Below are 13,740 nucleotides of genomic sequence, written 5' to 3' on the forward strand. Positions count from 1 at the left end.
CCAGATCGGCTTTGATCGGCTCTACGAGTACTGCGGTGATGACACGGTCATCCTGTTCCGAATGCACCACTTCATTCACGAGGAAATCCCGATTCCTGGGCAGTACAGGGACAAGTTCCTCAATTTCACGCACTTTGCTGACGGACTGAACCTGCTGCACGTCACTGACATTATGATCACTGACTACTCATCAATCATTTATGAGTTCTCGATGCTAGACCGCCCAATGCTCTTCTTCTCATATGACCGTGAAGTATACGAGGCTACCCGCGGCTTCCACAGGAACTACATCGAATCGGCCCCAGGCAAGGTCTGCGACACTTTTGATGACCTGATGACCGCACTCGAAACTCACGACTATGAGATTGAACGCGTCGAAAAGTTCCGCAAGGAGAACTTTGACAACATCGACCGTGGGTCAAGTGACAGGTTCATTGACTGGATCCTCCTCAAGCACCTAAAGCCACTCAACTAGTAGTAGATCCAACAGGGCGCTGCCGCCGCAACCACATAGCGAGGATGTCTCGAGATTCTCGTGGTGAGCGGCTGAAAACTTCATGTATTTGAGGCGTGATTGGGTAGCTCAGTACCCATCAGTACAACTGTCGTAGCGCGCTATGATGTACTGCAAACCAACCGCGGGCCGAGCCGGCGTGTCGATTTCGAATGTGAGACGTGAATAAGTGACCGCTTACAACATCCTGCTTTTGACCAACCGTGACTCTGACAACGTCGGTGATCAGCTTATTGAAGCCACCGTCATGTCATTGATTTCGGCTGCTATGGCGAATATTGGTGTCCGACCACGTGACTTCAAGATCAACTCCCGGGCCGCGGGGATCATTTCGAAGAAGTACATGAGCACTGGCGACGAGGCTCTGCTGGCAGATGCTCGCGATGCGATCCTTAAAGCTGACCTCATCATCTTTGGTGGCGCACCACTGTTCAACTACTCGTACCAGAACTTTTATCTCCGGACGATCCGCACGTTGGAACTCGCTCAGGAGTACGGCGTTCCCGTGATCTTCTCGAGCATTGGAGTTGAACCGTATTCCGACTCGAATCCAAAGAGTCAACGCCTCAAGCAGGCGTTGCACCTTCCAGTTGTCCGCCAGATTACAACGCGCGATGACATCGAAGCGGTCGAGCAGTACCTTGCCGGTACCCGGGTCCCACGATCTCTCGTCTCGGACCCTGCAGTCTTCACCGAGCAAGTGTTCGACGGTGTCGTGTCTGCTCGTAAAGAGAAGACCAACGGCGGTGGAAAGAAGACGATTGGCCTCGTGGTAACGAGGGCCGGGATCTTTGCGGACAACGGAATTGATTTTCCTGAGGCAAAGCAGCGTGAGTTCTGGCTCGATGTGATCGCGGAGCTCGAAGCCCGTGGAGATGACTACAGGTTGTTCACTACCGGTCACTTCACTGACGAAGTCTTCCTAGATTCACTTGTACGCGATCATGGAATCCCTACGAAGAAAGTCAAGTTTGCGGTTAACTCTCCAGAGGAGATGCTGAAGCAGTTGAATGACTGCGACGGCGTTATTGCATATCGCCTGCATGCAAGCATTGCTGCCTTCTCCTACAAGATTCCGGCTATCGGACTTTCTTGGAACTTTAAGGTGCCATACTTCTACGAAACTATGGGTTACGGTCAGCGCGCGCTCCCCGCCGAAAAGTGGAACGCAGCAACAGTGCTCGCTGCCCTCGACATCGCGATGGAAGAGGGAGTTGTCCACAATGATGAGTTCACCTTCTCTGTGTACGAAACCCTGTTCAATGGAATAAAGAGCGTGTTTGCGCCGCGGTCCAAGGCAAAGGTCTACACGATTGAGCAGCTCCGCGCGGAGATTCCGCGCTACCAGGGCACTACATATGCTCAATACACCGAAAAGATGCACCGAAAGTTGCGTCGCACCTACGAGTCGTACCAAAAGATTGCTCGTAAGGCGGCGGCACAGCCAGCACCCGCTGTGAAGAAGGATGCGAGCGCTAGCTCGGTGAAGCCACAAGCCAGTGAAGGCGCCGTGGCTAACGCTGTTACGGGAGCCCCCAAGGACGCGACTTCTGCATTGGATGTGAGGCTAGCGTCGGTTGAAAAGAGGCTTGTCGCAGCGGAACTACGAAACGCTTCGCTCGAAAAGCGCCAGGCATCGTTTGAACTGCGCCAAGAAGACACGGACAGGGCCATCAGGAAGTTGAAGAACATCCTGCCGATCCGGTTGTGGCACAAACTGCGTGGACACAAGTAAGTCGTCACCAGCACACTGTAACTAGTACCTCGCAGGAGATAGGTCTACTTGGAGACAATAAGCACCCTTCAGGAATATTCAGATGAGCGTGGCAACACGATTGAAGTTCATGGAGAAATATCGGACTTTCCCGTAAAAATTCAATTTCGAGGATCCAACAATCGTTTGATTGTTCAAGATACTTCGATGCTTCGTCGTCTGCACGTTTTCTTCCTCGGAGACAACAGCGTGGCAACGGTCGGAAAATTCACTCGCAATACCAACGCGAGTTGGACATTCACGTTGGGATACGATTCGGAAATTCGAATTGGAACGAACGTGAGCACCGCGAGCACATGTTCTGTGTTCGCTGCTGAGGGCGCGCAGGTGCGAATCGGAAATGACTGTATGATTGCTGCGGATTGTCGGATTCGAGCCGACGATGCGCACCCCATCTACGATATTGAGTCCGGTGCGAGGCTCAACCCCTCCCAGAACATTGTCCTGCGTGAACACGTGTGGCTCGCATATGGCGTCATGGTCATGCCCGGCGTAACGATTGGCCAAGGGACCGTAGTGGGGACATTGTCTGTTGTTACGAAGAGCCTGCCAAACAACGTTGTCGCAGTTGGGACCCCTGCTCGGGTAGTCCGACAGAACGTTGCGTGGGAGAGGACCGACATCAAGAAGACCAGGATTGAGCTCGACGAAGACGGCTTACCGCCTCGTCGGGAGAAGTACTGGAATCCGACCGTGGACAAGAATGGCCGTGCCGCCAAGTACGCTCGTAGCTCCAACTCGGCGCTAGACCGCCGAGTTGGCGAGCTTGAGCAAGATCTCGACCGTGCGTTGCGTGCGTTGGGGAAGTTGGAATCGCTGTGGCCGATTCGAGCGTGGGTTCGCTTGCGCAAGCGTTCCTGATTCGCCGCCAGTTCGCGTTCACTTTCGTATGCTGTACCGAAGCGGTTTCAATGTAGTGTCAATGGGCACTAGTTGAGTGGCGTCGTTGAAATGATGTTGCTGGAGCTTGCTTGGTTACAGAGTAGTATCGCTGTCGAACAGATACCTCCCAGCTTCATCACCGATAGGCGCACGCATGGTTTCGATAACCCATATCAGCATCAACAAGGATGTCGATGAGACCGTCGTCTCTGCTCTAATCAAGTTGCCGGGGTTCGAGGACCGCGCGTGGTTTCGAATTCCAGCAGGTCAGTTCCCGGATCACGAGGCAGCAGCCGACGCATTCTTCGTGCTTGGTTTGGTACTGGCTATGGGGACCGACGGCCGTCTCAGCATGGACGTCCGGGTCTCCAAACGCTTGATCTACAACGCGGACGCAATTCAGAGCATTATCGTAGGTTGGTACCCCAAACGGGTACGCAGAATCGATCACGTTGACGTCGCGGCACGGGACGTAGACAAACCCCTCATCCAAGGTAAGAAGATCTCGTGCTTCACGGGTGGAGTCGATTCCTTCGATACTTTGGTCCGCAACAGACACGACATTGATGCACTTCTCTACGTGCATGGATACGATGTGCCTTTGCACCGAACTGAGATTCGTGAAGCGACCTCGAAGCACCTGAAAGAGGTTGCCCAAGAAACGGGGATCGAGCTCCTTGAAGTATCTACGAATATTCGCGTTTTCCTCAACAGGGCCGCGACGTGGTCTGTCATTGCCCACGGGCCGGCGCTGGCTGCAGTAGGCCATTTGCTTTCAACTCGATTTGGAACGCTTGTCATTCCAGCGTCGCACACATTCGCTGATAAGTACGCGTGGGGCTCGCACCCCTTGCTTGACCATTTGTGGTCGAGTTATCGCTTGTCGGTCGTTCACGATGGAGCTGGATCAACACGTGTGCAAAAGACCCGCAGACTGGCGCAGGAGCCAACTGCTCGTGATCACCTGCGTGTTTGTTGGCAAAACACAGGAAAATACAACTGTGGAAGGTGCTCCAAGTGCGTGCGCACCATGATTGCGTTGGAACTCGCTGGTGTGCTTGCTGATTTCAAGACGTTTGATTCGCACATCAATCTTGACGATGTCCGCGAGCTCAAACTAACCAACATGAGCGGTCGCTCGTTTGTGAAGGAGAACCTTGACTTTGCGACGGAGCAAGGGCACCTGGAGATCAAAGAAGTTCTTCAGGCGGTCATCGATGAGTTCGATCAAAGCCGAGGTGCGGTTGCGCCACAGAATGTGGCCAACGGAGGGGCATCGGTCGCAACTGAGCAGTCTCAACTACGAGCGGTCGAAAAGCGCATCGCCGGACTCGAACGCAAGGTAGACAAACTAGAGCGCCTATGGCCAGTTCGAGCGTGGCGAAAACTCAGAGGGCGCAGTTAGGCCTACTCCGAGTGCTGGGCACCTAGAGAAGCCACGTCGCACGTCATGGGCAGCCTGCGCGCGTGGAGGGCTGTATGCCCAAGCCTAATGTGTCACCACATGGGTAGATCTGGTGGGAGATTACTTCCATTGCATGGACTTTTGTTGAATTTCAGGGAAGAAACCTAACGTACACTTGGGGTTGGTTTCTTGTTCACTTCAACCTGATATGTCCGCCTCAAATCGAAGGAAAGTCATGCAAGTTGTTATTCTCGCTGCTGGTCTTGGTACTCGACTTGGCAACCCCTTCCCAAAGGCACTGACGCCTTTAGTTGATGGTCGCACGATCATGGGGCAGCAACTCGAGAACATTCACTCGCGTCACAAAGATGCCCAAGTCTACATCGTGGTCGGGTTCAAGCTCGACATGATCCTTGAGGCGTTCCCGCACAATCTCTTTGTGTACAACGAGATGTTTGACTCGACGAACACGTCGAAGTCGCTGTTGAGGGCGCTTCGTTCGTCAGGTCCTGGAGGCGTGCTCTGGCTCAACGGTGACGTTGTGTTTGACCCACGTGTGCTCGACCGTGTCCAGGAATTCATCGAAAGTGACCAGTCGTTCGTCTGCGTGAACACAGCTTCAGTTGGTGACGAAGAGGTCAAGTACACGACGAACGAGGCCGGGCACATCAACGCTCTTTCCAAGCAGGTCACCGGAGCTTTTGGCGAAGCGGTGGGCATCAACTTTGTTGCGGGTAAGGACAAGGAAGCGCTCATCACTCGCCTCGCAGAGGTGGAGGATCAAGACTACTTTGAGCGTGGTATCGAAGTGTCAATCGAGAAGGACGGGCTAGTCGTCGTTCCCGTCGATATTTCAGATCTCTATGCGGTTGAAGTGGATTTCGCAGAGGACTTGGCTGCCGCCAACAGCAAACTCTTTGTCGGATAGTACTTTGGGCTAGAGCCTCCTTTGGAGAACGCGAAGCTCTGCCCCTCAAGTCGTAAGGATGCGTGAGAATGATTCAGTCCGAGAACTTGTTGGACGACCTGCTCTTGTCAGAGGGGCTCTCGACCTCTGAAGAGATTGAGGACTTCTGGCGAAAATCAGTCGGCGATAACCTTGCAGTCACGCGACTCTTTGACCGGTACTCTCAAAACGTTCCGGTTAATCCGCGGGTAATCTTCTACGAAGCTATGGCGGGTTCTCGAATGGGAGATAACCCGTACGCGATCTTTGAGTATCTTCGTAGTCACCCGGAGTACGGCGAGTTCGTACACGTCTGGTCCTTTGACAAGCACAGCACCATTCCGGAGAAGTACCGTGGGCTAAAGGACGTCGCATTCGCTGCCAAGGGAAGCGCGGCCTTTTCCTATTTTCTTGCGACCGCTGGTTACGTTGTGTGCAACGCCAACCTTCCGGGGTTTTACGCACCGCGCCCTGAGCAGAAGTACTTGAACACCTGGCACGGGATTCCGTACAAGAAGCTTGGGCGCGACTCGCCCAAGGCTAGATGGGGAGCTCCACGTAGCACCGCGAGCTTCTTGAAAGCAACGCACGTCATTACGACCTGCGAGTTCATGACTCAATCTGTCATTTCCGCGTACTCAATGGCTGGAACCTCGAACGCCATCATCGCTGAAACCGGCTACCCGCGAGTAGACATCACTGTGAACAAGGATGCCGACCGGATGCAGGAAATCCGGGAAACGGTGGGGCTTGCGGTGGCTGGTGCGGAAGCAGCCAAGCCAGTGGTGCTTTACGCCCCTACGTGGCGGGCAGAGGAAGGTGAAGATGTCGTCGACACAGATCAACTCGTCTCAGACTTGCGCGCGCTAGCTGCGCTCGACATCGTGGTTCTGTATCGAGGCCACCACCGGATGGACCGTATCATTCAGGACCAGACGGTTGGCGATGAACTGAGTGGGGTACTTATCCCGTCACATGACATCAGTTCTAACGAACTGTTGACAGTCGTCGACGTGCTCATCACAGACTACTCGAGTATCTTCTTTGACTTCTTGCCAACGGGCCGTCCGATCGTTCAGTATCTTTACGACTTCGATGAGTATGCAAGGACTAGGGGGCTGAACCTCACGATTGACGAGTTGCCCGGCTCGGTCGCCTTCACACGAGAAGACTTTGTTTCGGCTGTTGAAGAGGCTGCATCCCTCGTGCGTAACGCGGGTCCTGACTCTGACTGGAGCTCGAACCCACTGCAGGGGAGCAAGTACGCGATTGCTCAGCAGCGGTTCTGCTCGCATGAAGACGGCCATGCCTCGAAGAGGGCAGCGGACTTTCTGTTTGGGCGGACAGCACAGGAAGTTCCTGTGCGGGTCACTCGTGATGCGCGCCCGACAATTGTCTTTTGGGGTGGATGCCCCGGTGAAGAGACCCCCGCAGACGAGTTCTTCCACGAAGTGATCGCGTCGGGGAAGCATAAAGCTACCCAGACCACAATGCTGAGTGACCGCAGTGCCCACATGCCACGGGGCGCTGTAAAAGCAATCAAGGCGTTGCGTGGCGGGGTATCGACCATCGCGTACACGCCGGTTTCTCCTGCACTCCAGCCATCGGAGACCGAAGCCTACGCACAGTTTGTTGCGTGTGAGGACTTGGCTCCGGAACAAGTGATCGCGATGGTCCGAGCGGATGCAGATCTGCACCGGATCTTTGAGCGCGAGTACCGACGCAGGCTTGGCAGGAACTACTTCGATACAGTCGTTCTGGATAGTGGCCTCTCGAACTACGAGGTCGCTCTCGCATCGATGGCGGGGAAGTGTATCCCGCTGTCTGAGTTCACCAGGGCTAGGATTGCTCGTGAACCCAGATTCCGTCGATCCGCTGCGTTCAAGTGGGGTGCACCGCGAGTTCGACGCATTGCACGAAAACTTGCCCGTGCGCTGCCCGCGGGCATGCAGGACGTGCTCCGCGGCAGGAGATAGCCGGAGAGCTCAATGCAGACGAGGGGTGGCTCCCAGTTCAATGAACTGGGAGCCACCCCTCGTCTGCATTGAGTTGACTAACTAGCCGTTGTACAGGGCGATGGTTTCACGCATGCCGTCTAGGACCGAGTATTTGGCTTCCCAGCCGAGCTCGCGTAGACGAGTGCATTCAGGAACTAAGCCGCCCCGGTTCGAGCTCCACATAGCTTGACCATCAGGAATATCGAAAACGAGGTTTCCTGGCTCTTGACCTGCAGCCTCGAGCGTAAACTCTGCCAGTTGGCGGATGGAAATCATGTTTTGCTCAGCGGCAATGTTGTAGGTTCCGAGAACTTCAGTGTTTGGACGAGCCATGATCGTTAGCAGTGCGCTGGCAACATCGAGGCTATAGGTGTAGGTACGACGCATGGACCCGTCAGACTGCAGCACAATCTCTTGACCCGCGGCGGCCTTGCGAATGAACTGGTTTTGCACACGATCATCGGTAGCTGCGAACCCTGGGCCAAATGTGTGAGAGATTCGAGCGATGCTGGCTCGTCCACCATTCATACCTGTGTGGATCGCGCAGAGGTTTTCTGCCAGTCGCTTGGTTTCCGGGTAGATGGACCGCGGATTGAGGTTGTCGATCTTGCCTTGCATCTCCTCAGTTACGTGCAGGTCGGTTCCCTCGTCCTCGAGCGGGATATTCCCGTAGATCTCAAGGGTAGAGGCCATAACGAAGTGAGCATTCGCTGCTGAAGCAACCTCGAGAAGCTTGTTTGTTTGATTGACGTTTGCCTCTAGGACATCCATTATGTGGAGGTTGAAGTCATGTGGAGTCGCTGGGCTGGCCATATGTACGATGTGCGAGAACGATGTGCCTTGAACGACCAGTGGCTCGACATCATCAAAACTGATGAAGTGAATGGCTTTGGTTCTCAGGTCTTTGAAGGTCGCCTGCGCGCGTTCCTTGTTGCGCACAACCAAGTAGATTGCGCCTCCGCTGGCGGAGGTCAGCGCGTCAAGCGCCCACACGAAAGCCTGACCAACCAGACCCGTCCCCCCTGTGACGAGTACCGAGGTGCCCGAATCGAACTGCTCCCGGAGGGAGTCGGGGAGCGAATCTACGTGAGCTTGTGCGTAGTCGCGGAAGTTACTCAATTTCATTGCGGTAGTTCCCGTTTGGGTGCTTCGAGACAAGGTACTCGAACTGTTGGATGTCATTCTTTACTGTCAGCTTGATGTTGCCACGGATGCCAGCCACCAGGTGCAGGTCGTGTCCGTATGTGCGCGCCATGTGGGCGTGGTCGATAAATGTGCCCATTTCGCCTCGCTCAATGGACTGGCGGTGCAGTGCGAGTGCGGTATCCAGATTGAAGCACTGGGGGGCTTGCAGCACATACATTAGGTTACGGTCTGGAACATCGGCGACCATCTTGCCGTCCGGAGTGGTGATAGCTACGGTTTCGAACGCAGGGATAGATGTAATTGCGTTTCCGTGCTCGACCACGCCAGCTAGGCAGCGCTCGATCAGAGCGTCTGGGATGACTGGGCGAACTCCATCGGAGATCAAAGCGATCGTCTCACCGGTGTTTACACCAGCGGCCTCCGCAGCGACGAGCGCGCGGTAGGCAGACTCTTGGGCGCTCGCGCCACCTTCAGTGACCGTCTTGACCTTGGTATATCCGTATTGCTCAACGAGGTCCTCAGTGGCTTCGATCCAGTCCGGGTGGGTAGCCAAGTAGATCTCGTCGATGTGGGGATTCTGTTCAAAGCAGTCAAGGGTGTATGCAAGGATCTCCTTGCCGTTGACCTTGATGAACTGCTTGGGAATCTTGTCTGCGCGGCGCATCCTGCTCCCGACACCCCCGGCAAAGAGGGCGACGATTACGTGCTTTCCGGAAAACATGGGTCTCCTGAGAATCGGGAAATTAAAGCCTATTGGTTCACTGATGTCTAAGTGCGACAAGGGAGCAAGACAAAGTGACTTGCTCGTGCACGGTTGTTACTAGTATGTACGGTCAGGGTTGTTCTTGACGTCGATGACGGCGCCAGTCAGATCGGAGGCAAGGACCTCTAGTGAGGTCTCGGCTACTTGCTCCGCGGAGAGCAGAGTTCCGGGTGGTTCCTCACCGAAGGCTTTGCTACGCATTGGTGTCGCGGTGCGTTCTGGGTTGATGACATTGACCTTGATGTCGTGCGCGGACCATTCCTCAGAAAGCGCCTGGGTAAGGTTCACGACAGCGGCCTTTGTGGACGAGTAAAGCGAGTAGTTCTCTCGGCCACGGGTATAGCTTGACGAGGTGAAGAACAGTAGGTGACCCTTTGACTCTCGAAGGTAAGGGTATGCGGCTTTTGCAACGTTGATCGGAGCGAGGTAGTTCACTTCGATGGTTTCCATGACCTCGTCGTGGCTGGTCTCGCTCAAGCGGTTCATACGGAGCACACCGGCAGTCAGAACAATAGCGTCAATCGATCCAAATTCCTGGGCCGTCTTGCTCAGGGCCATGCCGATTGATTCGGCGTCCTGAACATGTAGTCCCGTGGTCGATCGGCCATGCGATGCAACGTTTGCTCCCGCGGCAGTGGCAAGCCTGCAAATCTCGGCGCCGATCCCGTATGAACCACCCAGCACGACTATTGTCTTACCGGTCAGGTCGGGTGCGGATTCTGAAGCGCCGTCGTCGTCCGAGAGAGAGACGGACGCTAGTTGGAAGAGCTTGTCAGCAATGTAAAGATCAACCGGATGGGTAACCTTGATGTTGTGCTCTGCGCCCTCCACGGTCTTGATTGGGACGTGTGGAAGGTACTTAAGCACAACTCCGCAGTCATCTGTTGCGGCGAAGCCAGGATCTGATTCCGCAAGCGCGTACGCCTCGCGGAGGACAGAGAGCTTAAAGGCCTGAGGGGTTTGCCCCCTGCGCAGGGTGGCTCGGTTGGGGATCGAACGGATTATTCCATCGTCATCGACCTCGACGATAGTGTCAGATGAAGGAATGACAACGTCGACCGCAGCGTAGGTTTCGAGTGCATCGACGCATGACTTGATGATCCGGTCCTCGAGGAGAGGACGGACGGCGTCGTGCAGGACGACATTGAGGTCATCCGGTCCGAGCGAGTCCAGAACGCGGCGAGTGGTTTCGTTCCTAGTTGCCCCACCCTCAAGGATCTTGGTGAGTTTGGAGAACTTGTTTCCCAGAAGGGTGTCCACGTGCTCTGACCAACCCGGCGTGATCATCACGACGACCTCGTCAATGTATGAGCTATTTTCGAAGATTGAGACAGTGTGTTCGAGGATGGTCTTGCCGGCAACCTTTACCATTTGCTTTGGCACGCTCAGGCCCAACCGGGCACCGACGCCCCCAGCGAGAATGACACCTACGGTTCGCAATTACATGGCCTTTCCACCGGGCGTTTAGCCTTGGAGCAAGTATTTTTCCAAAGTACACTCTACCGTTACCGGCCGGTCAACTTGTGCCGAAGGCAAGTGAAGTTGCAGGTACAAGCGGCGAGTTTGTGCTGATGGCGTGCTCGTTGTGGAGCGTTTGTGTGGGCGAGTTCGCCGTACAGTTTCGCGCAAATGCACGGAGGGGCGGGCACCATGAGTGGCGTCCGCCCCTCCGACGCGTGAAGGCGCTAGTCCTGAGACTATCCGTTAAGGGTTATGGAGTTGATCCAAGTACCCGGAATCGAACTCGAAGAACTCGACGAGGAGATCTTGCTGTTCTTCCCCTTGAGAATTGTTCGCCAGCCCATTACTGAACTGGTTCCAGAATCGCTACGTGTGACACTCTGGGTGGCTCCGCTAGCGGACTTGGCACGCAGCGTCTTGATCTGCCCGGACTCGTAACGGCTGATGATCTCAACCGATTCGATGTCGCTCAACGAGGAGAATGTCTTGCGTAGTTGGGCCTCGCTGACAACGTGCGTCCACGTGCCCGGAACTCCAGGTGCCTTTGCCGAGTATGGGTCAGCGACACTCTGCTCATAACTCAATACCCCTCCGGGGGTCACCCCGTTGGTCCACACGTCCTGAGAGTTGGCAGTGCGGCCACCGGAGTACGAGTAGTAGTGAGCGGACTTGACCACGGCGGAGCCGTTGTACAGGACCTGAGCCGATGTGTTGCTGCTCTTCGTTGCATTGACCGCGTTGACCCAGTACTCGCCATATGCGCCGTTCTCCTTGGTCCAGCCGCTGAAGTACTGGTCGGTGGTGGTGTCCACGACGTTGCAGTTGCATGAGGTCGACTTGGTGGTGCCCTTGCCGATCACGTAGGAGCGCGCGGCGATGGCCTGTGCCTGAAGGGCAGCGTTGCCGGAAACACCCCACGATGAAGGCATCTCCCCGAGACCGTACAGGTACTCTGTGTTGAGCCGCAGGTCATTGACTACGTTGATTTTGCCGCCCACAACGGTAACCGTGATTCGGCCGTGGCGGTACTTGCCCTGTGCGCCCGTCAGCGAAAGCACAGCGTCCGTTCCAGACGGGTCGTAGTAGGTGGTTCCACTCCAGTGCATGCGAATGGTGGAATCCGTTGCCGTAGTGATGGTGGTTCCAGCCGAGTTCTTCACTGTGGCCTTAACCAGCCCATTGCTTACGGTAAACGTGACCTTGTTTCCCGCTGCCAGACCATCAGTCTTGGCGATGGTCGCGCCCGCCGAGTTACGTAGCCGGAACTTTCCAGCAGAAATGCCGGCTGTGGTGCCGCTTGAGGTTGAAGCACCAGTGAGCTTGACCGAGACCACCTCCGGGGTAGTTGTCGTCTTCACGGTTGTGCCGGTGTAGTAGTAACTCAGAATCTTGGACGCGGAGTTGCCCTCACGTGCCATTTGGTATGCACCGTACTGCGGCATTCCCACACCGTGTCCAAAGCCCGAGCCTGTGAAAGTGAAACTACGCGTTGCGGGGATGACGGGTGGCGGCGTGGTCGACAGGTAGGCAGTGGTCACCCATCCGGTCTTTCCAGATGGGGCCTTGATGTTTACCCAGGTGAGGCCCCCGACTTCCTTCTTCACGCTAGAGATCGTGGTGACCTTGGTGCCATACGGCAGCTTCTCGACCACGGCATACGTGGTGCCCGCATCACTGCGCATGTTGAGCGCGGAGTCCTCGGACGTCACGTAGTAGGTAACAGGTGTGAACGTGCCGATCGGGTTAGTAGTGGAGAGGTAGCTATTGGCTACCCAACCGGTTTTACCCGAAGGTGCCTTGATGTTTACCCAGGTGAGGCCCCCGACTTCCTTTTTCACGCTAGAGATCGTGGTGACCTTGGTGCCGTGTGGCAGCTTCTCGACCACGGCATACGCGGTGCCCGCACCGCTGCGCATGTTGAGGGCGGAGCTTGCTGAGTCAACGTAGAAGGTCTGGGGAGTGAAGACGTTGACTGGGTTGGTCTTGGTCAGGTACTTGTTCACTACCCACCCGGTCTTTCCAGATGGCGCCTTGATGTTTACCCAGGTGTAACCGCCAGAGGACTTTGTTGTGGCGGAAACTGTGGTGACCTTGGTGCCGTGTGGCAGCTTCTCCACCACGGCATACGTGGTGCCCGCACCGCTACGCATGTTGAGCGGGGTGCTTGCCGAGTCTACGTAGTACGTGACAGGGGTGAACGACGGAGTTGAGGCTTGGATGCTCACCTTGACGGTGGGACTGACCTTGCCTGAGGAGGTGTGGCGCCAGCGCCACTCGCGCGTGTTCTTGGGCTTAACTGTGGCTGAAGCAGCACCGCTCTTGAGAGTCTTGGTTGTGTAGTTCTTCCACTTAGTCCCTGACTTGTACTGGAGCGCAACGCTTCCAGTCTTAGCTACTCCGGCGGAGAAGTAACTGGTCTTGAACGTGACGGAACTGCCCGGCTTGATTACCTTGCTCGACACCGTGTTGGTGAAGCCCGACTTCAGCTTCACACTGATGGAGGGGCTTTTGACCTTCATGTCTGTTGTGGCGAATCGGTAGACGCGATTCTTTGGTGGCCATACCGTGCTCTTGGTCGTTCCCGTGGAACTGATCGACACAGTTCGAGCTGTAGACCACTTGGTCCCATTCTTGTACTGGAGATAGAGCTTTCCAGACTTCTGCAGCTTCCCCGACTTGTAGTACTTGGTTGTGAGGGTGGAGGACTGGCCTTTGAGTACGGTTGTCTTGGATGCGCTTATAGAAACGGAGGTTGTGCCGGCTGCTTGTGCTTGCTCAGGCGCGCCAATTACTACCCCCACCGCGACCAGAGCAGATGCAAGAAAAACCGTCAATAGTTTCATGTATCGCAT

Annotated in this window: 10 protein-coding genes; 6 read left to right on the forward strand and 4 right to left on the reverse strand. The window is 55.4% G+C overall.

Annotation, left to right across the window (positions count from 1 at the left end):
- The 6 genes from HGSM_RS12245 to HGSM_RS12270 all read left to right on the forward strand — a co-directional run.
- Positions 1–475: CDP-glycerol glycerophosphotransferase family protein (locus HGSM_RS12245; protein WP_195891387.1), on the forward strand; the 475-nt coding region annotated here is incomplete at its 5' end.
- Between the two features lie 208 nt (positions 476–683).
- Positions 684–2,249: a polysaccharide pyruvyl transferase family protein gene (locus HGSM_RS12250; RefSeq protein WP_019149057.1), complete on the forward strand. Its 1,566-nt coding sequence runs from the start codon at positions 684–686 to the stop codon at positions 2,247–2,249.
- Between the two features lie 318 nt (positions 2,250–2,567).
- Complete coding sequence (locus HGSM_RS15020) at positions 2,568–3,149, forward strand: acyltransferase (protein ID WP_195891388.1); 582 nt, start codon at positions 2,568–2,570, stop codon at positions 3,147–3,149.
- A gap of 175 nt (positions 3,150–3,324) precedes the next feature.
- Positions 3,325–4,575: a hypothetical protein gene (locus HGSM_RS13925; protein WP_019149059.1), complete on the forward strand. Its 1,251-nt coding sequence runs from the start codon at positions 3,325–3,327 to the stop codon at positions 4,573–4,575.
- A gap of 235 nt (positions 4,576–4,810) precedes the next feature.
- Positions 4,811–5,503 (forward strand): phosphocholine cytidylyltransferase family protein, encoded by a 693-nt coding sequence (locus HGSM_RS12265; protein WP_019149060.1) that lies wholly within the window; start codon positions 4,811–4,813, stop codon positions 5,501–5,503.
- Positions 5,504–5,571: 68 nt separating this feature from the next.
- Complete coding sequence (locus HGSM_RS12270) at positions 5,572–7,497, forward strand: CDP-glycerol glycerophosphotransferase family protein (protein ID WP_019149061.1); 1,926 nt, start codon at positions 5,572–5,574, stop codon at positions 7,495–7,497.
- Between the two features lie 81 nt (positions 7,498–7,578).
- Here the strand turns inward: HGSM_RS12270 and HGSM_RS12275 are convergent, their stop codons facing one another.
- The 4 genes from HGSM_RS12275 to HGSM_RS12290 all read right to left on the reverse strand — a co-directional run bounded on the left by HGSM_RS12275 (position 7,579) and on the right by HGSM_RS12290 (position 13,731).
- Positions 7,579–8,643: an NAD-dependent epimerase/dehydratase family protein gene (locus tag HGSM_RS12275; protein WP_195891389.1), complete on the reverse strand. Its 1,065-nt coding sequence runs from the start codon at positions 8,641–8,643 to the stop codon at positions 7,579–7,581.
- Positions 8,630–9,385 carry an IspD/TarI family cytidylyltransferase gene (locus HGSM_RS12280; protein ID WP_019149063.1) on the reverse strand — a complete coding sequence of 252 codons (756 nt, stop codon included), beginning with the start codon at positions 9,383–9,385 and terminating at the stop codon, positions 8,630–8,632. The genes HGSM_RS12275 and HGSM_RS12280 overlap by 14 nt, the downstream gene beginning before the upstream one ends.
- Positions 9,386–9,484: 99 nt before the next feature.
- Entirely contained in the window at positions 9,485–10,867 is a 1,383-nt protein-coding gene (locus HGSM_RS12285) for a bifunctional cytidylyltransferase/SDR family oxidoreductase (protein WP_019149064.1), read from the reverse strand.
- Positions 10,868–11,124: 257 nt separating this feature from the next.
- On the reverse strand, positions 11,125–13,731 hold the full coding sequence (locus tag HGSM_RS12290) for an SH3 domain-containing protein (protein ID WP_195891390.1): 2,607 nt from the start codon (positions 13,729–13,731) through the stop codon (positions 11,125–11,127).
- Positions 13,732–13,740: the final 9 nt, after the last annotated feature.

It is taken from the genome of Timonella senegalensis JC301 (genome assembly GCF_000312125.1).
Taxonomy (GTDB): Bacteria; Actinomycetota; Actinomycetes; order Actinomycetales; family Cellulomonadaceae; genus Timonella; species Timonella senegalensis.